The 23784-nt window shown below is 62.7% G+C and carries 20 protein-coding genes; 10 read left to right on the top strand and 10 right to left on the bottom strand.

The features are described 5' to 3' along the window. Positions 1–13 precede the first annotated feature (13 nt). From ACI2KG_RS01085 to ACI2KG_RS01075, 3 genes are read left to right on the top strand one after another with little or no spacing between them, the layout of a single operon-like run. Positions 14–664 (top strand): GNAT family N-acetyltransferase, encoded by a 651-nt coding sequence (locus tag ACI2KG_RS01085; RefSeq protein ID WP_404660445.1) that lies wholly within the window; start codon positions 14–16, stop codon positions 662–664. 52 nt (positions 665–716) lie between these two features. Then, positions 717–2459 (top strand): autotransporter assembly complex family protein, encoded by a 1743-nt coding sequence (locus ACI2KG_RS01080; RefSeq protein ID WP_404660444.1) that lies wholly within the window; start codon positions 717–719, stop codon positions 2457–2459. After that, on the top strand, positions 2456–6130 hold the full coding sequence (locus ACI2KG_RS01075; protein WP_404660443.1) for a translocation/assembly module TamB domain-containing protein: 3675 nt from the start codon (positions 2456–2458) through the stop codon (positions 6128–6130). The genes ACI2KG_RS01080 and ACI2KG_RS01075 overlap by 4 nt, the downstream gene beginning before the upstream one ends. A 19-nt stretch (positions 6131–6149) precedes the next feature. Here the strand turns inward: ACI2KG_RS01075 and ACI2KG_RS01070 are convergent, their stop codons facing one another. The 4 genes from ACI2KG_RS01070 to ACI2KG_RS01055 form a co-directional block, all read right to left on the bottom strand. Continuing rightward, complete coding sequence (locus ACI2KG_RS01070) at positions 6150–6704, bottom strand: DUF2589 domain-containing protein (RefSeq protein ID WP_404660442.1); 555 nt, start codon at positions 6702–6704, stop codon at positions 6150–6152. Between the two features lie 75 nt (positions 6705–6779). Then, positions 6780–7427 carry a DUF2589 domain-containing protein gene (locus ACI2KG_RS01065; RefSeq protein ID WP_404660441.1) on the bottom strand — a complete coding sequence of 216 codons (648 nt, stop codon included), beginning with the start codon at positions 7425–7427 and terminating at the stop codon, positions 6780–6782. A gap of 60 nt (positions 7428–7487) precedes the next feature. Continuing rightward, positions 7488–7868, bottom strand: a complete 381-nt coding sequence (locus tag ACI2KG_RS01060) for a Mor transcription activator family protein (RefSeq protein WP_400616043.1) — start codon at positions 7866–7868, stop codon at positions 7488–7490. A 250-nt stretch (positions 7869–8118) separates the two neighbouring features. Then, a complete protein-coding gene (locus tag ACI2KG_RS01055; RefSeq protein WP_404660440.1) occupies positions 8119–8577 on the bottom strand; it encodes a hypothetical protein in 459 nt (152 codons plus the stop codon). Between the two features lie 151 nt (positions 8578–8728). Between ACI2KG_RS01055 and ACI2KG_RS01050 the strand changes: the two genes are divergently transcribed. Further along, on the top strand, positions 8729–8917 hold the full coding sequence (locus tag ACI2KG_RS01050; protein WP_003248064.1) for a hypothetical protein: 189 nt from the start codon (positions 8729–8731) through the stop codon (positions 8915–8917). 36 nt (positions 8918–8953) lie between these two features. On the opposite strand, the gene ACI2KG_RS01045 is transcribed toward ACI2KG_RS01050, so the two are convergent. Further along, complete coding sequence (locus ACI2KG_RS01045) at positions 8954–9328, bottom strand: fe2+ zn2+ uptake regulation protein (RefSeq protein ID WP_400616036.1); 375 nt, start codon at positions 9326–9328, stop codon at positions 8954–8956. Positions 9329–9545: 217 nt separating this feature from the next. Here ACI2KG_RS01045 and ACI2KG_RS01040 point away from each other — a divergent pair, with 217 nt between their 5' ends. After that, positions 9546–11834 carry an acylase gene (locus ACI2KG_RS01040; RefSeq protein WP_404660600.1) on the top strand — a complete coding sequence of 763 codons (2289 nt, stop codon included), beginning with the start codon at positions 9546–9548 and terminating at the stop codon, positions 11832–11834. Between the two features lie 124 nt (positions 11835–11958). Here the strand turns inward: ACI2KG_RS01040 and ACI2KG_RS01035 are convergent, their stop codons facing one another. Both ACI2KG_RS01035 and ACI2KG_RS01030 read right to left on the bottom strand, forming a co-directional pair. Continuing rightward, positions 11959–12681, bottom strand: a complete 723-nt coding sequence (locus tag ACI2KG_RS01035; protein ID WP_404660439.1) for a UDP-2,3-diacylglucosamine diphosphatase — start codon at positions 12679–12681, stop codon at positions 11959–11961. Next, entirely contained in the window at positions 12678–13181 is a 504-nt protein-coding gene (locus tag ACI2KG_RS01030; protein WP_400616032.1) for a peptidylprolyl isomerase, read from the bottom strand. The genes ACI2KG_RS01035 and ACI2KG_RS01030 overlap by 4 nt, the downstream gene beginning before the upstream one ends. A gap of 248 nt (positions 13182–13429) precedes the next feature. On the opposite strand from ACI2KG_RS01030, the gene ACI2KG_RS01025 reads away from it, so the two are divergent. Next, on the top strand, positions 13430–15133 hold the full coding sequence (locus tag ACI2KG_RS01025; protein WP_404660438.1) for a glutamine--tRNA ligase/YqeY domain fusion protein: 1704 nt from the start codon (positions 13430–13432) through the stop codon (positions 15131–15133). Between the two features lie 9 nt (positions 15134–15142). After that, complete coding sequence (gene cysS / locus ACI2KG_RS01020) at positions 15143–16525, top strand: cysteine--tRNA ligase (protein WP_404660437.1); 1383 nt, start codon at positions 15143–15145, stop codon at positions 16523–16525. 136 nt (positions 16526–16661) lie between these two features. Here the strand turns inward: cysS and ACI2KG_RS01015 are convergent, their stop codons facing one another. The 3 genes from ACI2KG_RS01015 to csiR form a co-directional block, all read right to left on the bottom strand. After that, positions 16662–18053, bottom strand: a complete 1392-nt coding sequence (locus ACI2KG_RS01015; RefSeq protein ID WP_404660436.1) for a sensor histidine kinase — start codon at positions 18051–18053, stop codon at positions 16662–16664. Further along, positions 18031–18711 carry a response regulator transcription factor gene (locus ACI2KG_RS01010; protein ID WP_012272507.1) on the bottom strand — a complete coding sequence of 227 codons (681 nt, stop codon included), beginning with the start codon at positions 18709–18711 and terminating at the stop codon, positions 18031–18033. Before ACI2KG_RS01010 ends, ACI2KG_RS01015 begins: the two co-directional genes overlap by 23 nt. Before the next feature lie 237 nt (positions 18712–18948). After that, positions 18949–19644: a DNA-binding transcriptional regulator CsiR gene (gene csiR / locus ACI2KG_RS01005; protein WP_400616022.1), complete on the bottom strand. Its 696-nt coding sequence runs from the start codon at positions 19642–19644 to the stop codon at positions 18949–18951. 196 nt (positions 19645–19840) lie between these two features. Here csiR and glaH point away from each other — a divergent pair, with 196 nt between their 5' ends. The 3 genes from glaH to gabP all read left to right on the top strand — a co-directional run bounded on the left by glaH (position 19841) and on the right by gabP (position 23714). Beyond that, positions 19841–20818 carry a glutarate dioxygenase GlaH gene (glaH, locus tag ACI2KG_RS01000; RefSeq protein ID WP_404660435.1) on the top strand — a complete coding sequence of 326 codons (978 nt, stop codon included), beginning with the start codon at positions 19841–19843 and terminating at the stop codon, positions 20816–20818. 114 nt (positions 20819–20932) lie between these two features. Continuing rightward, positions 20933–22183: an L-2-hydroxyglutarate oxidase gene (gene lhgO, locus ACI2KG_RS00995; RefSeq protein WP_400616018.1), complete on the top strand. Its 1251-nt coding sequence runs from the start codon at positions 20933–20935 to the stop codon at positions 22181–22183. A 139-nt stretch (positions 22184–22322) separates the two neighbouring features. After that, entirely contained in the window at positions 22323–23714 is a 1392-nt protein-coding gene (gene gabP, locus ACI2KG_RS00990) for a GABA permease (RefSeq protein WP_404660434.1), read from the top strand. The last annotated feature ends 70 nt before the right edge of the window (positions 23715–23784 follow it).

Below are 23784 nucleotides of genomic sequence, written 5' to 3'. Positions count from 1 at the left end.
AGGTCTGCCCGCAATGCCCGAAACCACAGCCGCCCCGGCCCGTGTCTGCCTGCTCGATGACGGCTACAGCCGCGAGGCGCGTTCGCTGCTGTACAACGCCTACCGCCACGAGCCTACCTTTGCCTATATCTTCGAGGCCCAGCGCCCTGGCTACGAGCGGCGCTTGCGGGTAATGGTGCGCGAATGGGTGCGGCAGCACTTCTACCTGCAATTGCCTGCCATCGGCCTGTTGCTGGACGATCGCCTGATCGCTGTGGCCCTGATCGTGCCGCCGCTGCGCCGTTTGGGTGTGGCTGACAGCTGGGCCTGGCGCCTGCGCATGGTCCTCGGTACCGGCCCGCGCTGTACCCGGCGTTACATGGACTACCAGGCTGCCCTCGCCACCTGCCTGCCTACCGATCAGGTACACGTTCTGCCGTTACTAGGTGTGCATCCGCAGTTTCAGGGCAAGCACTACGGCGAGCAATTGTTACAAGCTGTGCACGACTCGTGCGCGGAAGACCCAGGTACCCAAGGGGTGGTGCTGGACACTGGCAATGAGCACTATCTGGCGTTTTACCAACGTCAAGGCTATGAGGAAATTGGCGAGGTCGCTGTAGGACCAATCCGGGAGCGGGTGTTCTTTCATCCCAACCCGGTCTCTTCGAATTCCGCTTTTGCCTGAACAGGCCGCAAGGCGGCTCCCTTGAGCGTTCGGGTCTGGTAGCATTTGCCGCATGACGTATTCAGGAAGATTGACCTGGGGCCTGGTTTTCTGGGCCGCCAGTTTTGCAGCATGGGGCCAGAGCGAGTTGCTGGTGAAGGTTAAACCGGCCAACAAGGCGCTCAAGGCCAATGTCGAAGGCTATATAGGCACTTTGGGGGACCGCGATGAAGAAGCGCTGCTGCGCTTCAGTCGCGGGGCAGAGGAGCAGGCGCGCAAAGCCGCGCAGGCACTTGGCTACTATCAGGCGCAGATCGATACCGAGGTCAAGCCTGCCAAGGACGCCGACCATTCCCCCCAACTGATCATCAACATCAACCCGGGCGAGCCCATTCGCCTGCGCAATGTGGCCGTGCGCATCGATGGCCCGGCCAGCGAAATGAAGGCCTTTCGCCTCCCCGACAGCAAGGCGCTGCGTGCCGGCGAGCAACTCAACCACGGCCTGTACGAAGATGCCAAGCGGCTGATCCAGAACCAGGCATCGCGCTACGGCTTCTTCAGTGGCCGCTTCAGCAGCCAGCGCTTGGCGGTCGACCCTCAGGCGGGCGTGGCCGATATCGAACTGGTTTACCAAAGCGGCCCACGCTATCGCCTGGGCGCTGTCACTTTCGGTGGCGACACGCCGCTGGATGACGACCTGCTGCAGCGCATGGTGTCGTTCAAGCCGGGTACCCCCTACGACTCGGAACTGATCGCTGAACTGAACAATGACCTGCAGTCGAGCGGCTATTTCGAAGGTGTGCGCGTCGATGCAGCACCCACTGCCGCTGTCGGTGAAGAAGTACCGGTGGATGTCCACCTGGAAACCCGCAAACCCCGTACCATGGGCCTTGGCCTGGGTTTCTCGACCGACGTTGGGCCGCGCGGCAAGGCCAACTGGACCCGCCACTGGGTCAACCCGCAAGGCCACAGCTATGGCTGGGAGACCGAACTGTCGGCGCCGCGGCAAAACGTCGGCCTGTGGTATGACATCCCCCTCGACCCGCCGCTGACCGACAAGCTGCGCTTTGCCGGCGGCTACCAGAATGAGGAGCTTGCCGGTACCGACACCCTGAGCAAGCTGCTGACGGTTGGCCCCGAGTGGCACAGCAAGCTGCCCAGCGGCTGGCAGCGGGTCATTTCGCTCAAGTACCAGCGCGAAGAATATCGGCTGGGTGATGACGCCGGGTTGAGCAACCTGCTGATGCCCGGCATCAGTTACTCGTTCCTGCGCAGTGACAACCGTATCGACCCGCACAACGGCTACCGCCTGCAGTTCGACGCACAGGTGGCCAAGGAAGGGCTCGTCTCCGATACCAACCTGTTGCACGGCAACGTATTGCTCAAGGGCCTGACCACGCTCGGCCACAACCACCGCTTGCTTGGCCGCGTGCAGTTGGGTGGCAGCGCGACCAATGGCTTCAAGAACAACATTCCGCCGTCGCTGCGTTTCTTCGCCGGTGGCGACCAGAGCGTGCGCGGTTACGACTACCAGACCCTGTCGCCGAAGAACAGCGACGGCGACCGCATTGGCGGGCGCTACCTGGTGGCCGGGAGTGTCGAGTACCAGTATTCGCTGACCGAAAAGTGGCGGGTTGCAACGTTCGTTGACCAAGGCAACTCGTTCAACGACCTGGAACTGCCCACCCTCAAGACCGGCGTCGGTTTTGGTGTGCGCTGGGTGTCGCCGGTCGGGCCGCTACGCCTCGACCTGGCCAAGGCACTGGACGACGACGGGGGCATTCGCCTGCACTTTTCCATGGGGCCTGAGCTGTGAAACGCGTGATCAAATACATTTTGCTGGGCCTGCTTGGGGTTGTCGCGAGCCTGGGCCTGGCACTCGGCCTGCTGCTGGGCACAGAGGCCGGCAGCCGCTGGGCACTGGGCAAGGTGCCCGGGCTTGAGGTAACCGACTTCCAGGGGCGTCTGGCGGGCAGTTGGCAAGCCAGCCGGCTGAGCTGGGCCGATGCTGGCAGCAAGGTCGAGGTACAGGCACCGCTGTTGGCCTGGTCGCCTGCCTGCCTGCTGCGCGCCACCTTGTGCATCGACCGCTTGCAGGCACAACGCATCGACATGGCGTATGCCCCGAGTACCGAGCCGGCCGACAATAGCCCGCTGCAATTGCCGAGTCTGCGCTTGCCATTGGCCATCGAACTGGGCGAGGTACAGATTGGCCAGCTGCGCCTGGATGGCAGCGACCTGCTGGGCGACGTGCAGCTTGCGGCGCACTGGACCAACAGCGGCATGCGCATCGACAGCCTGCACCTGCAACGCGATGACCTGCAGCTGAACCTTCAGGGCGATATCCAACCTGAAGGTGACTGGCCGGTAAAGCTCCAGGCCCAGCTGCAACTGCCTGCGGTAGAGGGCAAACCCTGGCAGCTGGCGTTGAATGCCGAAGGCGAGTTGCAAAAGACCCTGACACTTGCCGGTACCAGCAGCGGTTACCTTGACGCCACACTGAGCGGGCAATTGCAGGCGTTGGCCGAGCACCTGCCAGCGACTTTGCAGATCCGTTCGGAAGCCTTCAAACCGGCCGGCTCCTTGCCTGATACTTTGCAGCTGAACCAGCTCAAGCTCGACGCCAAAGGCGACCTGCTCAAAGGTTACCAGCTGTCAGGCACGGCCAGCCTGCCGGCAGAACAATCGCCGATCGCCTTGGCGTTGTCCGGCCTGGTCGACAGCAAGGGCGCAAAGCTTGATGCTCTGGATCTCACTGCCAGCGACACCCAGCGCGTCAAGCTGCAAGCCACGGCCGACTGGCAGCAAGGCCTGGCTGCTGATGCGCAACTGGACTGGCAAGACTTTCCGTGGCTGCGCCTGTACCCTCTGGAAACCCCGCCCGAGGTCACCCTTAAACGCTTCAATACCCAGGTGCATTATCGAGATGGCAAATACACGGGCACCTTCAACGGTGACCTGGACGGCCCGGCCGGGGCGTTCAGCCTGGCCAGCCCGTTCGAAGGCGACCTGAGCCAGGTGAAACTGCCGCAACTGGCGCTGACGGCAGGCCAGGGCAAGGCCGCCGGCAGTGTTGCCGTACGTTTTGCTGACAACCTGGCCTGGGATGTCGACCTGCAGCTCTCTGCACTCGACCCGGCCTACTGGCTGGCCGAATTGCCAGGCACGCTGGCAGGGCCGCTGCGCAGCAAAGGCGAAATGAAGGGGGATGTGCTCTCTCTTGAAGCCCAGCTTGACCTCAAGGGGCGCCTGCGCGGCCAGCCGGCCGTACTCAAGGCCGAGGCCCAAGGGGCAGGGCAGAGCTGGACCTTGGGCGCACTGGCGATTCAGCTGGGTGACAATCGCATCAACGGCAGTGGCAGCCTGCAGCAGCGCCTGGCCGGGCGAATCGACCTCGACCTGCCCCGCCTGGGCCAGCTGTGGCCGCGCCTGCAAGGCCAGGTCAAAGGCCGGCTGGATGTTGCCGGCACCTTGCACGCGCCACAAGGCACGCTCACGTTGCAGGGCCAGCGCCTGGCCCAGGCGGAAAACCGCCTGCAGCAGCTGGACCTGGATGCCCGCCTGGACAGCGCCCAACGCGGCGTGATCGACCTCAAGGCTACCGGTATCCACCTGGGTGACACGGCGCTGGGCACGTTGCAGGCCAATGGCAAAGGCGACATCCGCCAACAGGCACTGAACCTGGCGCTGGATGGCCCGCAACTCAAGCTCGACCTCGGCCTGGACGGCCAGTTGAACAAGGGCGACTGGCGCGGGCGCCTGGCCAGTGGGCGAATCCAGGCCGGCGGCCAGGACTGGCAGTTGCAGGCGCCGGCGCGGCTGCAGCGGCTGGCCAGCGGGCAGCTCGACTTCGGTGCCCACTGCTGGCGCTCGGGCCAGGCCAGCCTGTGTGGGGACGACCAGCGCCTGGCACCCGAGCCGCGCCTGCGCTACCACCTCAAGCAGTTTCCGCTGGAAAGCCTGGCGCAATGGTTGCCGAAGGACTTTGCCTGGCAAGGCCTGCTCAATGCCGACATCAACCTCGACATCACGGCCAGTGGCCCCAAGGGTACTGTGGTGGTCGATGCCAGTGGTGGCACCCTGCGTGTGCGCGACAAAGGCCGTTGGGTCGACTTCCCGTACCAGGCCCTGCGCCTGGACAGTACGCTGGCCCCGCGGCGCATCGATACGCGCCTGGCGTTTCGGGGTGAGCGCCTGGGCGAGTTGAACGTCAACACCCGGCTAGACCCACTGGGCAAGAACAAACCGCTGTCGGGTGATTTCCGCCTGGCCGGGCTGGACCTGTCGGTGGCCAGGCCATTTGTGCCGATGGTCGAGCGCCTGGCCGGGCAGCTCAATGGCAGTGGTCAGCTGTCGGGCACGTTGCTGGCGCCGCAGGTCAACGGCAACCTGATGCTCAGCGGTGGCGAAGTCAGCGGCGCCGAATTGCCTGCCAGCCTGCAGGATTTGTCATTGCAGGCGCAGATTGCCGGCGAGCAAGTGCAACTTAATGGTAACTGGCGCAGTGGCGAGGCCGGGCGTGGCCAGTTGAGTGGCAACCTCACCTGGGGCCAGGCGCTGGGCATGGACGTGCGCGTGCAAGGCCAGCAACTGCCGGTCACGGTCGAACCCTATGCCACGCTGGAAGTTGCCCCGGACCTGACCTTGCGCCTGATCGACGACAAACTGGCGGTCACCGGCAAGGTACAGGTGCCCAAAGGCAAGATCACGGTGCGCGAGCTGCCGCCATCCACCGTCAAGGTGTCGGATGACACGGTAATCGTTGGTCACCAGACCGAAGAGGGCAAGCCACCCATGGCGATGGCCATGGATATCGACGTCGAAGTGGGCCGCGACAAGCTGTCGTTCAGTGGCTTTGGCCTTACCGCCAACCTGCTTGGCCATGTGCACATTGGCGATAATCTCGACACCCGCGGTGAACTGAGCCTGGCCGATGGCCGCTACCGTGCCTACGGCCAGCGCCTGACCATCCGCCGGGCGCGGCTGCTGTTTGCCGGGCCGATCGACCAGCCCTACCTGGACATCGAAGCGATCCGCCAGGTGGATGACGTGATTGCCGGTATTCGCCTGAGCGGCAGCGCCGAACAGCCGACCACCAAAGTGTTTTCGGAGCCGGCCATGAGCCAGGAGCAGGCGTTGTCGTACCTGGTATTGGGGCGGCCTTTGAGCACCTCTGGGGAGGACAACAACATGCTTGCCGAAGCGGCACTGGGCCTGGGCCTGGCCGGTAGTGCCGGTATTACCGGCAGCCTGGCGTCGAGCCTGGGCATCGACGACTTCCAACTGGATACCGAAGGCTCGGGCAATACCACCAGTGTGGTCGCCAGCGGCAACCTCACGGAGAAGTTGAGCCTGCGTTACGGGGTAGGGGTGTTCGAACCGGCAAACACCATCGCGTTGCGCTACAAGCTGAGCAAGAAGGTTTACCTGGAGGCGGCCAGCGGGCTGGCCAGCTCACTGGATATCTTCTACAAACGCGACTTCTAGATCGCCAGCGGGGTGGCGGTCAACGGACGGTAGCCGCCTCGATGAACTCATTGGTACTGGGCGAGGGTGGCGTGGCGGGGGCACGTACGGGGACGATCAGGTTGGTGTACTCCTCGATCAGCCGGTTAAGTGCTTCGGGTGGTTCACTGGCCTGGAACTGCATGCGGATCTGGACTTCGTCAGGGTCACGGCTGTCACCCTGGCGGCCCTGGCCTCCGATGGTGACCTTGAAGCTGGCGGTCTTGTTCTCGCTGGCCGTCAGCAGCGCCTGCTTCGCTTCGGTGCCTTTGACCCGTACCGACAGGTCGACCTGCATGCGCTCCAAGGCCAGGCCCTTGGGCGACACCAGGGCGAACAGGGGTACACGCATGATGTGCTGGCCGTCCATGGCCACCTCGACCATCTTGGCTTTCATGGGCGCGCCCAAGGCTTCGGCGTCACACTCGAAGAACTGGTCGAACAGGTTGATGTACTGCTGCGCAATCAGGCTGTTGGTGGCACTCGCGGCCTCTTGCAGGCCGCGGGTGATTTCACGCAGGTCGATGGAAGTCATGGGCGCGGGGGACTTGTCCATTGATTTGATTCCTCAGTCCGGCGGGGCCCCTCAGGGTACTGGCCTGAAGGGCTGTTTCGAGAAGGGCGAATCAGCTCAAGGCCCGGCAGGCGGCGCGTCGGCTGCCGGGTCTTTCAAGGTGTCTTTCTGCGAAATTTCGTCCGGGCTCTCGAGTGTGGCGGAGCTGACGACGGTTGGTTTGGTCGCAGCGTCGGTCAGGAACTCAATCACGCGCATGATTGCCTCAGGTGGCTCCTGGCGCCGTAGGGTCGTATTGAAGGCGTAACGCGCGCGGGTATCGCTCTTGCGGGTTTGCGTGGACTTGTGGCTGACGCTGCCTTTCACGTTCAGCCTGAAGGGGCCCCAACCCAGCGACCCGGTGGCTTCTGCGCTCATGTCCTTGCTGGATACATCTTCCGACATCTGGTTGATGACCAGTTCGAACTCGACATTGCCTTCGTCGATGGAGATGTTCGGGTGGGTGATGGCCGCCAGCAGCGGCACTTTCATGGTCTTGCTGACCACGCCCTTGTACTCGCCTTGTTCGTCGACGATGGTCTCGTCGTAGTCGAACTGGATGGCGACTGCTTTGCCATCCTGCACGCACACCTGCATCAGGAAGTCGGCATACGATTTACTGGCAGTAACCTGCGCCTGGACCATGGCCTGCAACGGGCCGGCGATCATGCGGTCCATTGGCAGGGCATTGATGACGGAGCCAATAAGGCTGTTGTCTATCGACATATCTGGATGTTCTCTCTAAGTGGATAAGGGGCCGCCAATGGCGGCCAAGGTGCCCGGGTGTCAGCGAGCGCAAGGCTCCTGGCGCCGGATGTTGCCGATCTGGCGCAGGCTCAGGCCGTACTTGTTGGCCAACAGGCTGCGGGACAAGCCGTTGGCGCTTTCTTTCTGGATCTGCTGGTTGCGCAGCTGGCGCATGAAGTGGTCAGCCTTGGGGATCTCAAGGGCGACGCCGGCATAGCGCTTGATCAGTGCATCGAGTGCTTCGGCCGGTAGCACGTCGGCGAGCTTGGTACGCTCGCGGTGCTTGGGGATGTACTTGGGCCTGCCGCCGAAAGCGCAGGTCAACTGGTAGGCGTTGTCGATGCCGATGCAGTCGATCAGTGCCTGCAGCGAGTGGGGCAGTTGGCTGATATCGATCTGGCTCAAATCTGGCAGTTGCATATGGCGCTCCTTCGGGATGGGTGGGATGTGCGACCCGATCACCCGCGGCGTTATGTCGAAGGTGTGAGCAAATTCTGTGCGACAGCCAAGGCCTGTCGCTAGGCGGCATATGGGTTGGGAGCTGTAGCTTCGGTGAACAGGTTTTGCAGGCAACGATATCCGGGCGTGTAGGAAACGGCGTCGACAACTGGCTGCACCGGGTGATTTCTCATCTGTTCACGCCCATTTTGCGGTCAGGGTCCTGGAACCCTTAATCGCACGGATAACTGCTCAGCAGGCTGGCGCTATGCAGGTAGGCTTGGGGTGAGGTGCGCATGCCTTGCGGCAATGTGCGCCAATCGACCAGCAGGCACAGGGTATGCAGGGGTTGCCCGTTACGCTGGCCGATGACTTGGCCGGCGAAGCTGCGCCGGTACAGGGCCTGGGTCTGGCGCAATGCGTCTACCTGGTCAGCCTGGGCCAGGGTTTGTTTGGCCAGGTCAGGTAACCGGGCCGCAGACACGGTGAAGCTCACTGGGGCTCCACTGGCTTGCAGGTAGCCGGCCTGGCGTACGCGCTGCCACAATTGTTGCCACTGGCTGCTGCCGGCATGGGTCGCCAGCTCGCCGCCCAGTTCGAGCAAGTGCTCGGCAGGTGTCTGATGGGTATCCAGTGCATGGGCGGTGAAGGGGGACAGGATCAGCGATGCGAATAGCAGGGGTTTGTACATGGTGCCTCCGGCATGGGTGCTTGGAAGCCCCATGCTTTCAGGCTGATGTCGCCTCACCCAGCAGGAAATGCAGCGCCAGGGCCAGTGGCCGTTGTATCATTGCCGCGGCTCGTTGCGAGCCATTTGCCCCTGATGTTGCAAGGAACATTCGATGACACACGTGCAGCGCCTCAAATATTCACTTCTGATCATCCTGGTCGTACTGGGCCTGATGCTTGGCCTGTCCCACCTGCAGAAGCAGGGCACGATCAGTGAGCAGACGTTCCAGATGCTGGCCATTGCCATCGCAGTGGTTGTCGTGGTGATCAACGGCATTCTGCGGCGCAAGGTCAAGCCCTGACCTGTGCGGGCCGGCCAGGCATGGCCGGCCATGCGCTCAGCGCGAAGGGGCCTGGTCCAGTATCGCGCGCGCCTGTGGGTCGAGGCTGTAGCACTTGTCGCTACCCAGCTGGATAACGCCTTCGGTGCACAGGCGTTTGAGTACTTCGCGCACGCTGAGGAAGGACAGCGGAATGTCCAGCTGTTCCAGCTGAGCATGCACGCCGCGCACGCCAATGCTGCGACCCTTGCGGTCGGCGGCGTGCAAGGCGTCGATCACCTTGAGGCGGATCAGGCTGGTGCGCAGGCCGAAGGTGCGCAGCAGTTCGCGGATCTGCTCGTTGCCGATGCGTTCGTCAGCAAAAACGTCCTGTCCCTTGGGCGCTTTGCCTGGGGCACGCCCAGCCTGGGTTGAGGGTTGCGGGTTGTACATGTGAATGCTCCTTTTCGTGGACGAACCCGAAATGTGGGTGCCTCACTTACTAGGACGAATGAGAACGCAAAAACTGCAACCCACTCGTAAAAAATATGCCTGTTTCACTTCAAGACGTTCCATCGCCGTGTAAACCGTAAAATTTTCATCTGGCCATTCGTCTGATCGGGATAACCCCCGAAGCCGAGGAGTGCCCGTGTTTCCACTTTCCCGTCCCATGTCTTGCGCCGGTCTGGCCGCCGCCCTGGTGGCCTTCAGCGCCGGCGTACAGGCGCAGCCCGCCGATGGCGATGCCAGCGCACAGATTCGCCGCACCAGTTACGGGGTGCCGCATATCGTCGCCAAGGATGAGCGCGGCCTGGGCTATGGCATCGGCTACGCCTACGCGCAAGACAACCTGTGCCTGCTGGCCAATGAAGTGCTGACCGTAAGCGGTGAGCGCTCACGCCACTTCGGTGCCAAGGGCAAGACCCTGGAGCAGCGCGACAACCTGGCCAGCGACCTGTTCTTCACCTGGCTCAACAGCCCCGCGGCGGTCGATGCGTTCCTGCAGGCGCAGCCGGCGCCGGTGCAGGCGCTGCTGGCCGGTTACGCCAGCGGCTACAATCGGGCGTTGGCCGAGCGTCGCAGCCAAGGGTTGCCCGCGGAGTGCGGCAACGGTGAGTGGGTGCGGCCCATCAGCAGCCAGGACCTGGTCAAGCTGACGCGCCGTTTGCTGGCTGAAGGCGGTGTCGGGCAGTTCGTCGAGGCGCTGGCAGGCGCGCGACCGCCAGCGCTGACTGGCCAGCGCTCGACGGCTGGCTTTGCCACCGCGCTGGCCCGGCAGGAGCGCTTCGCTTCGGAGCGTGGCAGCAATGCCGTGGCCGTGGGCGCGCAACGCTCGGCCAATGGCCGCGGCCTGTTGCTGGCCAACCCGCACTTCCCCTGGATGGGCGGCATGCGCTTTTACCAGATGCAGTTGACGATACCCGGCCAGCTCAATGTGATGGGCGCGGCGTTACCGGGCCTGCCGATGGTCAACATCGGATTCAACCAGCACTTGGCCTGGACCCACACCGTCGACACCTCGAACCACTTCACCCTCTACCGCCTGCAACTCGACCCCAAGGACCCGACGCGTTACCTGCTCGATGGCAAGTCGCTGCCGCTGGCCCGGCAAACCGTCAGCGTCACGGTCAAGGCCGAGGATGGCAGCCTGAGCCAGGTGCAGCGCCAGGTCTACAGTTCGCCGTTCGGCCCGGTGGTGCAATGGCCGGGCCGCCTGGACTGGGACACGCGTGCAGCCTACAGCCTGCGTGACGCCAACCTGGACAACACCCGGGTGTTGCAGCAGTGGTACCAGATCAACAGGGCCGACAGCCTGGCGGCATTGAAGGGCTCGGTGGAGCAGTTGCAGGGTATTCCCTGGGTCAACACGCTGGCGGTCGACCAGGCTGGCAAGGCCTTGTACCTGAACCAGTCGGTCGTGCCTTATGTCGACCAGCAACTGCTCGACAGCTGCAGTAACCCAGAGGCGCGAGGGCGCCTGGTGGTGCTGGATGGCTCGCGCAGCGCCTGCCAGTGGAAGGTCGATGCGCAGGCGGCGCAAGCGGGTATCTTCCCGGCACGGTTGCTGCCAAGCCTTGAGCGCGAGGACTTCGTGCAGAACTCCAACGACCCGGCCTGGATGGCCAACCCGGCACAGCCGCTGACCGGTTACTCGCCCCTGGTCAGCCGCAACGACCAGCCATTGGGTATGCGCGGCCGTTTTGCCCTGCAGCGCCTGCAGGGTTCGGCGCGGTTGGGTGTCGATGACCTGCAGCGTATGGTTACCGATGACGAGGTGTACCTGGCCAGCCTGGTGCTGCCGGACCTGCTGCAGTGGTGTAAGGGCGCTGGGGCCGATGTACAAGATGTGTGCGTCAGCCTGGCCGCCTGGAATGGCAAGGCCGACCTCGACAGCGGGATTGGCCTGGTGCATTTCCAGAACCTGTTCAATGCCCTGGCCGAGCACCCGCAAAGCTGGCGGGTAGCGTTCGACCCGGCCGACCCGCAACACACCCCGCGCGGCCTGGCGGTCGAGCAAGCGTCGGTAAGCAAGCTTGTACACGCGGCGGCGCTCGCCTCGCTCAAGCAGGTTGCTGGCAGCGGTGTAGCGGGGGAGGTGAAGTGGGGGCAAGTGCAGCAGGCGCTTGATGGCACACCGGTCCCGGGCGGCCCGCAGGCATTGGGCGTGTACAACGCGATCTACAGCGTGCCGCACGGGCGGGGCAAGCGGCTGGTGGTCAGTGGTACCAGCTACCTGCAACTGGTCAGTTTTACCGACAAAGGGCCGCAAGCGCGTGGGTTGCTGGCGTTCTCGCAGTCGAGCGAAGCGGCATCGGCGCATGCCAGTGACCAGACCAAGGCCTTTGCGGCCAAGCAGCTGGCGGTGATTCCGTTTACCGAGGCACAGATCAAGGCTGACCCGGAGTACCGGGAGGTGGTGATCAGTGAAGGGGACAAGGGGGTAGTGGCGCAGCAGTAGGGCATTCTGGCCCTATCGCCGGCAAGCCAGCTCCCACAAGTACCGCACAACGCTCGAGGCCTGTGGAGAACCTGTGGGAGCTGGCTTGCCGGCGATAGGGCCAGTGCAGCCAACCACATTGGCTTCAGGAAAACTCGAACGGCGCCAATTGAAACCCTTGCTCGTCAACCTGCAAGGCCCAACCCCGGCGGTCCCAGTCACCCAGCACGATGCGCCGTGCCGGCTGCCCGTCAACCACCAGCTTGTGAATCGCCGGCCGATGAGTATGGCCGTGCACCAGTGTGCGCACGCCATGCGCCGCCATCACCTTCGGTACTTCCTCCGGCGTGACGTCGACAATTTCGGTGGACTTCATCCGCGTTTGCGTGCGGCTTTCGCTGCGCAGCTTGCGTGCCAGCTTGTGGCGGGCCGACAGCGGCAGGTGGCGCAAAATCCACAAGCTCAGCGGGTTGCGCAGCAGGCGGCGCATCTTCATGTAGCCGACGTCGCGGGTGCACAGGGTGTCGCCATGCATCAGCAGCACCTGTTCACCGCCCAGCTCGATCACACAGGGGTCGTTCAACAGCGTGCAACCGGCAGCGTCGCAAAACGCCTGGCCTATCAGGAAGTCACGGTTGCCATGCATCAGGTAGATGGCCGTGCCGCTGTTGCTCAGCCGGCGCAGGGCCTGGCAGATCGACTGCTGGAAGGGCGTCATGGCGTCGTCGCCAATCCACGCCTCGAAAAAGTCGCCAAGAATGTACAGCGCCTTGGCGTGGCGTGCCCGGCCATCGAGCAGATCAAGAAACGCCCGGGCAATATCCGGGCGTTCTTCTTGCAGGTGCAGATCAGAGATCAGCAGAATCACTCAATGATCTCGGCTTTCTCGATGATCACGTCGTCTTTCGGTACGTCCTGGTGGCCAGCCTTGGAACCGGTGGCAACCTTTTCGATGGCATCGACCACTTCACGGCCTTCGATCACTTCGCCGAATACCGCGTAACCCCAGCCCTGCACGTTCTTGCCGCTGTGGTTGAGGAAGTCGTTGTCGGAGGCGTTGATGAAGAACTGTGCCGAGGCAGAGTGCGGCTCCATGGTGCGGGCCATGGCGATGCTGTATTTGGTATTCTTCAGGCCGTTGTCAGCTTCGTTCTGGATGCTGGCACGCTTGTCACGCTTTTCGTTCATGCCTGGCTCGAAACCGCCGCCCTGAATCATGAAGCCCTTGATCACACGGTGGAACACGGTGTTGGTGTAATGGCCTGCGTTGACGTATTCGATGAAGTTGGCCACGGTAATAGGGGCTTTTTCAGCGTTCAGTTGAATGACGATGTCGCCGTGGTTGGTGCTCAGTTTGACTTTGGACATGCTGAAATTCGCTCTTTCAAGGCATACGGAAATTAGGGTGCGCTGGGCGCGTGTTATCCCCTGACGCAGGATCAGGCGATCGCGACACATGGCGCGCACCGGCCATTTTGCCAGGCTGCGGCAAAAAGCCGTGATAAATCACGCCAGTTTGTCCGGGCCCGACTGTCAGCAGCTTGACTGCTTCGGCTATGATAGGCCCTTTGATTCAATCGGCCTACCCAGGCTGGACACATGCATTCAAGGATCCTATGAGCAAGCCCACTGCCGACAACGCGCCCAACGCCGCTGCCAAAGGCGCCCCCGCTGTCCCTGCGAACTTCCTGCGGCCGATCATCCAGGCCGACCTGGACTCGGGCAAGCACAGCAGCATCGTCACCCGTTTCCCGCCGGAGCCCAATGGTTACCTGCACATTGGCCACGCCAAGTCGATCTGCGTCAACTTCGGCCTGGCCAAGGAATTCGGTGGTGTCTGTCACCTGCGTTTCGACGACACCAACCCGGCCAAGGAAGACCAGGAGTACATCGATGCCATCCAGAGCGATGTCAAGTGGCTGGGCTTCGACTGGGCCGGCGATGTGCGCTACGCCTCCGACTATTTCGACCAGTTGCACGACTGGGCAGTCGAGCTGATCAAGCGCGGCAAGGCCTATGTCTGTGACCTTACCCCTGAGCAGGCCAAGGAGTACCGTGGCAACCTCAAGGAGCCGGGCAAGAACAGCCCGTTCCGCGAGCGCAGCGTGGAAGAAAACCTCGACCTGTTCGCCCGCATGAAGGCCGGCGAGTTCCAGGACGGTGAGCGCGTGCTGCGGGCCAAGATCGACATGGCCTCGCCGAACATGAACCTGCGCGACCCTATCCTGTATCGCATTCGTCATGCCCACCACCACCAGACCGGTGACAAGTGGTGCATCTACCCCAACTATGACTTTACCCACGGCCAGTCGGATGCCATCGAGGGCATTACCCACTCGATCTGCACCCTGGAGTTCGAAGGGCATCGTCCGCTGTACGACTGGTTCCTCGACAACCTGCCGGTGCCGGCTCACCCGCGCCAGTACGAGTTCAGCCGCCTGAACCTGAACTACACCATTACCTCCAAGCGCAAGCTCAAGCAGTTGGTGGACGAGCAGCATGTCGACGCCTGGGATGACCCGCGCATGTCGACCCTGTCCGGCTTCCGTCGTCGCGGTTACACCCCGGCTTCGATCCGCAATTTCTGCGAAATGATCGGCACCAACCGCTCCGACGGCGTGGTCGACATGTCGATGCTCGAGTTCAGCATCCGTGACGATCTCGACCGTACCGCACCGCGTGCCATGTGCGTGCTGCGGCCGCTGAAAGTGGTCATTACCAACTACCCGGAAGGCCAGGTCGAGCAGCTTGAACTGCCGCGCCACCCGAAGGAAGACATGGGCGTGCGCGTGCTGCCGTTCTCCCGCGAGCTGTATATCGACCGTGACGACTTCATGGAAGAGCCGCCAAAGGGCTACAAGCGCCTGGAACCGGCCGGTGAAGTGCGCCTGCGTGGCAGCTACGTGATCCGCGCCGACGAGGCCATCAAGGACGCCGACGGCAACATCGTCGAACTGCGTTGCTCGTACGACCCGGACACCCTCGGCAAGAACCCGGAAGGCCGCAAGGTCAAGGGCGTGATCCACTGGGTACCGGCCGAAGGCAGCGTCGAGTGTGAAGTGCGCCTGTACGACCGCCTGTTCCGCTCCGCCAACCCGGAAAAAACCGAAGACGGCGGCAGCTTCCTCGACAACATCAACCCCGATTCGCTGCAAGTGCTGACCGGTTGCCGCGCCGAGCCGTCGCTGGCCCAGGCGCAGCCTGAAGACCGCTTCCAGTTCGAGCGCGAAGGCTACTTCTGCGCCGACCTGAAAGACAGCCAGCCGGGTCGCCCGGTGTTCAACCGCACTGTCACCCTGCGTGACTCCTGGGGCAGCTAAGGAACCGCCGTGCTTAACATTTACAACACGCTGAGCAAAACCAAGGAAGCCTTCAAGCCGCTGGATGGCAACAAGGTGCGCATGTACGTGTGCGGCATGACCGTGTACGACTACTGCCACCTTGGCCATGGCCGCAGCATGGTGGCGTTCGACCTGGTCACCCGCTGGCTGCGTAAAAGCGGCTACGAGCTGACCTATGTGCGCAACATCACCGACATCGATGACAAGATCATCAACCGGGCCAACGAGAACGGCGAAACCTTCGACGCACTCACGGCCCGCATGATCGACGCGATGCACGAAGACGAGCGCCGCCTGAACATCCTGCCGCCGGACCAGGAACCGCGTGCCACCGACCATATCGCCGGCATGCACGCGATGATCCAGACCCTGATCGACAAGGGCTACGCCTACGCCCCGGGCAACGGTGACGTTTACTACCGTGTCGGCAAGTTCGTCGGCTACGGCAAGCTGTCGCGCAAGAAGATCGAAGACCTGCGCATCGGTGCCCGTATCGAGGTCGACGAAGCCAAGCAAGACCCGCTGGACTTCGTGCTGTGGAAAGGCGTCAAGCCAGGCGAGCCAAGCTGGGCGTCGCCATGGGGCCCGGGCCGTCCGGGCTGGCACATCGAGTGCTCGGTGATGTCCACCTGCTGCCTGGGTGACAGCTTCGACATCCACGGTGGCGGCAGCGACCTGGAGTTCCCGCACCACGAGAACGAGATTGCCCAGAGCGAGGCGGCCACCGGCAAGCAGTACGCCAACGCCTGGATGCACTGCGGCATGATCCGTATCAATGGCGAGAAGATGTCCAAGTCGTTGAACAACTTCTTCACCATCCGCGACGTGCTGGAAAAGTACCACCCGGAAGTGGTGCGCTACCTGCTGGTGGCTAGCCACTACCGCAGTGCGATCAACTACTCGGAAGACAGCCTGCGCGACGCCAAGGGTGCACTGGAGCGCTTCTACCACGCCCTGCGCGGCTTGCCACGGGTGGCGGCCAAGGGCGGCGAGGCGTTTGTCGAGCGTTTCAGCGTTGCGATGAACGACGACTTCGGTACCCCCGAAGCCTGCGCCGTACTGTTCGACCTGGTGCGCGAGATCAACCGCCTGCGCGACAGTGACGTGGAGGCGGCTGCCGGCCTGGCCGGGCGCCTGCGTGAGCTGGGTGATGTGCTGGGAGTGCTGCAGCTGGAAGCCGACGACTTCCTGCGTGCCGGTGCCGAAGGCAAGGTTGATGCGGCAGAGGTCGAGGGCTTGATCCAGGCGCGCTTGCAGGCGCGTGCGGACAAGAACTGGGCCGAGTCGGACCGCATTCGCGACCAGCTGACCGCCATGGGCGTGGTGCTGGAAGACAGCAAGGGTGCGACTACCTGGCGTCTGGCTGACTGATTGGTGCAATTGGGGCCGCTTTGCGGCCCATCGCGACACAAGGCCGCTCCTACAGGAATTACGCCGCATTCGATGCCTGCGTAGTCCTTGTAGGAGCGGCCTTGTGTCGCGATGGGCTGCAAAGCAGCCCCAATAGTTATTTGGCTAACCCGGCCAAGGGACAGTGCAAAACCAGCTTCGCCCCACCCAACGGGCTCTCGCCAATCTCCAGCCCAAACCCATGCAAGTCGACGATCGCCGCAACGATCGACAACCCCAGCCCGAACCCGGCATGGCGGTGACCTTCATCGCTGCGATAAAAGCGCTTCAACACTGCGGTTCGTTCTTCTTCCGGGATACCCGGCCCACTGTCCTCGATCGCTACATGCACGCCGTTTTCGTCCTGCGTGGCGGTTACCTGCACCTGCCCGTCTTCGGGCGTGAACTTGATGGCGTTGCCCACCAGGTTGGCCAGTGCTTCGAACAGCAGCTCGCGGTCGCCGTGCAGCGCCGGTAACTGAGCGGGTTGGTGCAATTCCAGATGGATGCCGACGTCTTCGGCCAACGGCAGGTAGAAATCGTGCAGTTCCACCAGCAGCCCATGCGGGTCGAGCTGCACAAACCCGGCCCGTCGCTGACGGTCTTCCAGTTCGCTGATGCGCAACAAGCCACGAAAACGCGCCATCAGCGTGTCGGTTTCACCAATGGCCTGGTCCAGCGCCTCGGCTTGCGCAGAATCCACATCACTTTGCTGGCGAATGCGGTACAGCTGTGCACGCAGGCGGGTCAGCGGGGTGCGCAGGTCATGGGCAATGTTGTCGCACACGCCCTTGACCTCGTGCATCAGCCGCTCGATGCGGTCGAGCATGGCGTTGACGATGGCGGCCAGCATGTCCAGTTCGTCGCGGCGGGCCGACAACGGCAGGCGGTGGGTAAGGTCGCCGGCGACGATCAGCTCGGCCTGGGCCTGAATGGCGCGGATACGCTTGAGTGGCCGACGGCGCAACAGGTACCAGCCAGCAAAACCCGGGATCAACGTCAAGGAAATACCCCAGAGCAGGGCATCGAGAATGATCCGGGTTACCACGAACAGCGAGCCGTTATCGCGGAACAGCACCAGCCAGCGGCCGTCCTGCACCTTGATCGCCACGGCATCGCAGCTGTCACGCGGCATGTGCGGGTCGTCGGCATCCAGGCAGTGCTTCAATTCATGGATCTTGCCGTCCAGCCGCAGCTCCGGGGGCAGGGCGCGCACGCTGCCGCCAAGCGGGTTGAGCTGGGCGTCGAACAAACCATAGGCGTCGAAGCTGCGTTCTTCGAAGGCCTGGCTGGCGATCAGGGCGTCGTCCAGCTGTTTGCCGCTCATGTGTGCGAACAGGTGCTGGCGCTGCAGCATGGAGTGGCGGGTGAGCTTGTTCAGGTAGCTGGACACCTCGAAGTACAGCACCCCCATGAGGATGCTGCTCCAGGCCACGAACAGAAAGCTGTACAGCGCCAGCAGGCGGCTGGTCGATGAACTCCAGCCTTTAGACGGGTTCAGCAATGGCATAGCCCGAACCCCGTACCGTACGGATCAGCGGCGACTGGCCGGGGGAGTCGATTTTCTTGCGCAGGCGGCCGATGTGCACGTCGATCAGGTTGGTGCCCGGGTCGAAGTGGTAGCCCCAGACTTCTTCGAAGATCATCATCCGCGTGATCACCTGGCCGCTATGGCGCATCAGGTACTCCAGCAGTTTGTATTCGGTGGGCAGTAGGTTGAGGGTGTTGTCACCGCGGCGTGCTTCGTGGCTGATCAGGTCCAGTTGCAGGTCGGCGACCTGCAGGCGGGTCTGGGTCATGGGCACGCTGTTGCGGCGCAGCAGCACTTCGACACGCGCGGCCATCTCGTCGGAGGCGAACGGCTTGGTCAGGTAGTCGTCACCGCCGGCCCGCAGGCCGCGTACCCGTTCGTCGACGTCGGAGAGGGCGCTGATCATCAGGATCGGCGTGGCGATCTTGAGACTGCGCAGGGTAGTGACGATGGTCAGGCCATCGACCTCGGGCAGCATGCGGTCCAGGGTAATCAGGTCGTAACCGCCGGCAATGGCCTTTGCCAGGCCTTCGCGGCCATTGTCGGCCCAATCCACCTCAAGGCCGTGGCTGGTAAGTTCGGCGACGATTTCCTGGCCGGTGACGGCGTCGTCTTCGATGGTCAGTACGCGAGGCATGCTGGTTCCTGGGCATCTAATAGAGATTTGATTGTGCCAAAGAATAGACAACCGGCGATTTAAGAAAAATTCATCTAGCACCTGGCCGGTAGACTCGTCCGCTGTAGGAGCGGCCTTGTGTCGCGATAGGGCTGCGCAGCAGCCCCAGCAATTTGTGCATCTGTGCTGAAATCCTGGGGCTGCTGCGCAGCCCTATCGCGACACAAGGCCGCTCCTACAAGGGACCGCGCAAGCGGCTTAGCGGGCCCCAATCCCCTCGGCATGCATGATCTGCGCAATGATCGGCACTGGCGTCATCAGGTGCGAACGCATCATCGCGCTGGCGCGCTTGGCGTCGCGGGCCAGAATCACCTCGACCAGTGCCGCATGTTCCTGGCGCTTCAGTTCAAGCGCCTGTTCCGAAAACACCGTCTGCGTCAGCCACAGGTGGCGATAGCGTTCGGCCTGGTCAAACAGGTAGGTGCGCGCCTGCAGCAGATGCTTGGAGCCGCAGCCCGAAGCAATGGCGGTATGAAAGGCCTTGTGCCGCTCATCCCACACATCCAGGCGCTGCTCGCGGGTTTTGACTTCCACCACCTTGGCCAGCGTGTGCGAGTGGGCCAGCACCGACGCTTCCCAGGCGTCGTCGCCGCGCTCGATGGCCAGGGCGATGATCATCGCCTCCAGGTGGGCGCGGGCGTCGTAGATGTCGTTCATCTCGTCCAGCGACATGGGTGCCACCCGGTAGCCTTTCTGGCTGATGGCGTTCACCAGGTGCTCGGCCACCAGTTGCGACAGGGCCTCGCGCAGCGGGCCAACGCCCAGGTCGTAGCGTTCCTTCAGGGCACTCATCAGCAGCTTTTCGCCGGGCTTGAACACGCCGCGGATGATGTCCTTCTTGAGCCTCTCATACCCGCTGAATGCTGAATTTTGTCGGGGGGCGAGCGCGTCCAAGATCCTGTTCCTCAAAACGTTTTGCCGATCATACCGAAACCACCCGCTGACGAAAAACAATGGACAATTCGGTAAATTATCGCCGAAATATAAAAATGTAGACATTCTGAGTCAGTGGCGATATTTTTACCTCGCCCGCACTGATCCAGGTCACTACCGGACGGCGCCACCCAACTTTCTAGCCAGGGAAACTGCCATGAACGCCTTTACGCAGATCGACGAACTTGTCATGCCGCTGCCGCTCGAGCCGCGTGGTTACACCATCGCCCCTTCGAAGCAGTCGCCGCGCCTGCTGGAACTGACCTTCGCCCGGGAAACCGTCGAGGCGTTCGTCCAGGCCGTTGCCGAGTGGCCGGTGCAGGCGCTGGAATACAAGTCGTTCTTGCGTTTTCGCGTAGGTGAAATCCTTGACGAGCTGTGCCAGGGCACCCTGCGCCCGGTGCTGCTCAACACCATCCTCGACCGCGCCACCGGCGGTATGCTGATCACCCCGGTCGGCCTGGACGACGTGAGCCAAGCCGAGGACATGGTCAAGTTCACCACGGCCTGTGCGCACCTGATCGGCCGCTCCAACTACGACGCCATGAGCGGCCAGTTCTATGCGCGCTTCGTGGTGGTCAACAGCGACAACTCCGACAGCTACCTGCGCCAGCCGCACCGGGTCATGGAGCTGCACAACGACGGCACCTTCGTCAACCAGATCACCGACTACGTGCTGATGCTGAAAATCGACGAAAAGAACATGGAAGGCGGCAACTCGCTGCTGCTGCACCTGGATGACTGGGAGCAGTGCGATGCGTTCTTCCGTCACCCGATGGCGCGCCGTGAAATGCGCTGGACCGCGCCGCCAAGCAAGAAAGTGGCCGAAGATGTGTTCCACTCGGTGTTCGATACCGATGGCGAAGGGCGCCCGACCATGCGCTACATTGACCAGTTCGTGCAGCCGGAAAACTACGAGGAAGGCATCTGGCTGAATGCGCTGTCCGATTCGCTGGAAGGCAGCGATAAGAAGGTTTCGGTACCGGTGGGTGTCGGCAGCTTCTTGCTGATCAACAACCTGTTCTGGCTGCATGGCCGCGACCGTTTCACGCCGCACGACGGCCTGCGCCGCGAGCTGATGCGCCAGCGCGGTTACGTCGCCTTCCCCAAACCGCTGTACCAGCGCGGGCAATAATGACAGGACACGGGGCGGGCGCCCGCCCACGCGTCTATGCACAAAACGATGCCACCAAGGCCCGCGCGGGCCTTGGTGAGCCAGCCAGGCAATGCCTGCGTGTGAGGTAACGCTGTGTACGATTTCATCATTATTGGCGGTGGCATTGTGGGTATGTCCACGGCCATGCACCTGGTCAAGGTCTACCCGGACGCGAAGATTCTCTTGCTGGAAAAAGAGTCCGGCCCGGCCCGCCACCAGACCGGCCACAACAGCGGCGTGATCCACGCCGGCGTGTATTACACCCCCGGCAGCCTCAAGGCGCGCTTCTGCCTCGAAGGCAACAAGGCCACCAAGGCTTTTTGCACCGAGCAGGGCATTCGCTTCGATGAGTGCGGCAAACTGCTGGTCGCCACCAATGACCTGGAAATGCAGCGCATGAAAGCGCTGTGGGAGCGCACCGAGGCCAATGGCCTGGAACGCTACTGGCTGTCGGCTGACGAGCTGCGCGAGCGCGAACCCAATATCGTTGGCATGGGTGGCATTTTTGTGCCGTCCAGCGGCATCGTCAATTACGCGCAGGTGACGGCGGCCATGGGCGCCGAATTCCAGCGTGCCGGTGGCGAAATCCGCTATGGTGCCGAGGTGGTCGGCCTTCAGGAGCAGGCCAGCGAAGTGATCGTCCGTACGCAACGTGACGAGTTCCGCAGCCGTTTCCTGGTGACTTGCTCGGGGCTGATGGCTGACCGCGTGGTCAGTATGCTGGGCCTGCGCACCGAGTTCGTCATCTGCCCGTTCCGTGGCGAGTACTACCTGCTGCCCAAGCAGCACAACCAGATCGTCAACCACCTGATCTACCCGATCCCCGACCCTTCGATGCCGTTCCTGGGGGTGCACCTGACCCGCATGATAGACGGCACCGTCACCGTTGGCCCGAACGCGGTACTGGCGATGAAACGCGAAGGCTACCGCAAGACCGACGTCAGCCCCGGCGACCTGCTGCAGACCCTGACCACCCCCGGTATTCTCAAGGTGCTGGCGAAAAACTTCCGCCCGGGCCTGATCGAGATGAAGAACTCGCTGTTCAAGGGCGGCTACCTCAAGCAAGTGCAGAAATACTGCCCGAGCATCACCAAGGCGGACCTCACGCCTTACCCGGCCGGCGTGCGTGCCCAGGCGGTGTCGCGCGACGGCAAGCTGATCGACGACTTCCTGTTCGTCAACACCGCGCGCAGCGTCAACGTGTGCAACGCACCGTCGCCGGCCGCCACCTCGGCCATTCCGATTGGCGCCTACATCGTCGACAAGGTGCGTGAGCAAGTCAGCCTGCAGGGCGGTAGCTTCCCCAAGGCAGACCTGGCGGCCAACCAGCGGGTGGCCAGCTGACACCCTCGTAACACCTTCTGCGGTTTCGCTTTACTCAACCCGAACTGCCCTACTCACCATTTAGGGCAGGGCGGGCTTTTTCGCGCCTGCGTCGGTGACGTGCAGCCCGCGGGCATGACAAAAACAACAAGGTAGTGCCATGCAAACCCACAAGAACAATTTGAGTCATGGATTGAAATCACGGCATGTAACCATGCTGTCCATTGCCGGCGTGATCGGCGCCGGCCTGTTTGTTGGCTCTGGTCGCGCCATCGCCGAAGCCGGGCCGGCCACCATCCTGGCCTATATCCTCGCGGGGGGCCTGGTGGTGCTGGTGATGCGCATGCTGGCGGAAATGGCCGTCGCCTCACCGGATACCGGTTCGTTTTCCACCTACGCCGACCTCGCCATCGGCAAGTGGGCCGGCTACACCATCGGCTGGCTGTACTGGTGGTTCTGGGTCTTGATCATTCCGATCGAGGCCAATATTGCCGCAACCATCATCAATTCCTGGGTGCCGCAGTTGGAGATCTGGGTCTTGTCGCTGGTGATCACTTTGCTGCTGACCGCCACCAACCTGTTCAGCGTGAAGAACTACGGCGAATTCGAGTTCTGGCTGGCCCTGGTCAAGGTGGTGGCTATCGCCAGCTTCATCGCCCTGGGCGCCTGTGCCATTTTCGGCCTGTTGCCGGGCTCTGGCGTCAGCGGCGTTTCGCGGCTGTGGGATACCGGCGGTTTCATGCCCAACGGTTTTGGTGCGGTCCTTAGCGCCATGCTGATCACCATGTTCTCGTTCCTTGGGGCCGAAGTGGTAACCATTGCGGCGGCAGAGTCGGACGAGGCCGGCAAGCATATTTCCAAGGCCACCAATTCGGTGATCTGGCGGATTGCGCTGTTCTATATCCTGTCGATCTTCATCGTCATTGCGCTGGTGCCATGGACCGACCCGCGCCTGGCTACCGAAGGCTCCTATGTCACGGTGCTGGACACTCTCGGCGTGGCCAACGCCAAGGCGATCATCGATTTCGTGGTGTTGACCTCGGTCACCAGCTGCCTCAACTCGTCGCTATACACCGCCTCGCGCATGGTCTATTCGCTGAGCCGGCGTGGTGATGCCCCTGCCTGTGCCCAGGTCACCAGCCGCAGTGGTACGCCGGTGGTGGCAGTGTTGCTGTCTACCGGTGCAGCATTTTTGGCGGTGATCGCCAATTACCTGGTGCCGGCCCAGGTGTTCGGCTTCCTCATGGCCAGTTCGGGCGCCATTGCCCTGCTGGTGTACCTGGTGATTGCCATTAGCCAGCTGCGTCTGCGTCAGCGTCTGACCGCACAGGGCAAGACCTTGAGTTACCGCATGTGGCTGTTCCCGTGGCTGACCTGGGCGGTGATCCTGTTCATCAGTAGTGTGCTGGTGCTGATGCTGTTCCGCCCGGATCACCGCATTGAAGTGGTGTCGACCATGGTGCTGGCGGTGCTGGTGGTGTGTTCCGGCCTGCTGGTCACCCGCCGCCGGTCGCGCGGGGCCGCGATTGGCAGTGTAGGGCAGGGCGCCTGAAGACAGACGAGCAAGTCGCATCAGGCTGTGAGAGGATGTCCACCATCACAGCCAGGACCCTGAACGCAGC

The sequence above is a fragment of the Pseudomonas sp. NPDC089407 genome (genome assembly GCF_044900445.1).
Classification (GTDB): Bacteria; Pseudomonadota; Gammaproteobacteria; order Pseudomonadales; family Pseudomonadaceae; genus Aquipseudomonas.
The sequence above is the reverse complement of the archived record's forward strand: the minus strand, read 5'-3'. Positions and strand labels throughout refer to the sequence as shown.

Excerpts from the sequence above, each read along its gene's own strand:
- ACI2KG_RS01040 (WP_404660600.1), top strand. The coding sequence starts at position 9,546 with ATGTCTTGCGCCGGTCTGGCCGCCGCCCTGGTGGCCTTCAGCGCCGGC.
- ACI2KG_RS01025 (WP_404660438.1), top strand. The coding sequence starts at position 13,430 with ATGAGCAAGCCCACTGCCGACAACGCGCCCAACGCCGCTGCCAAAGGC.
- ACI2KG_RS01015 (WP_404660436.1), bottom strand. The coding sequence starts at position 18,053 with ATGCCATTGCTGAACCCGTCTAAAGGCTGGAGTTCATCGACCAGCCGC.
- gabP (WP_404660434.1), top strand. The coding sequence starts at position 22,323 with ATGCAAACCCACAAGAACAATTTGAGTCATGGATTGAAATCACGGCAT.
- ACI2KG_RS01010 (WP_012272507.1), bottom strand. The coding sequence starts at position 18,711 with ATGCCTCGCGTACTGACCATCGAAGACGACGCCGTCACCGGCCAGGAA.
- ACI2KG_RS01070 (WP_404660442.1), bottom strand. The coding sequence starts at position 6,704 with ATGGACAAGTCCCCCGCGCCCATGACTTCCATCGACCTGCGTGAAATC.
- ACI2KG_RS01085 (WP_404660445.1), top strand. The coding sequence starts at position 14 with ATGCCCGAAACCACAGCCGCCCCGGCCCGTGTCTGCCTGCTCGATGAC.
- ACI2KG_RS01050 (WP_003248064.1), top strand. The coding sequence starts at position 8,729 with ATGACACACGTGCAGCGCCTCAAATATTCACTTCTGATCATCCTGGTC.
- ACI2KG_RS01080 (WP_404660444.1), top strand. The coding sequence starts at position 717 with ATGACGTATTCAGGAAGATTGACCTGGGGCCTGGTTTTCTGGGCCGCC.
- ACI2KG_RS01065 (WP_404660441.1), bottom strand. The coding sequence starts at position 7,427 with ATGTCGATAGACAACAGCCTTATTGGCTCCGTCATCAATGCCCTGCCA.
- glaH (WP_404660435.1), top strand. The coding sequence starts at position 19,841 with ATGAACGCCTTTACGCAGATCGACGAACTTGTCATGCCGCTGCCGCTC.
- ACI2KG_RS01055 (WP_404660440.1), bottom strand. The coding sequence starts at position 8,577 with ATGTACAAACCCCTGCTATTCGCATCGCTGATCCTGTCCCCCTTCACC.
- ACI2KG_RS01060 (WP_400616043.1), bottom strand. The coding sequence starts at position 7,868 with ATGCAACTGCCAGATTTGAGCCAGATCGATATCAGCCAACTGCCCCAC.
- ACI2KG_RS01030 (WP_400616032.1), bottom strand. The coding sequence starts at position 13,181 with ATGTCCAAAGTCAAACTGAGCACCAACCACGGCGACATCGTCATTCAA.
- ACI2KG_RS01045 (WP_400616036.1), bottom strand. The coding sequence starts at position 9,328 with ATGTACAACCCGCAACCCTCAACCCAGGCTGGGCGTGCCCCAGGCAAA.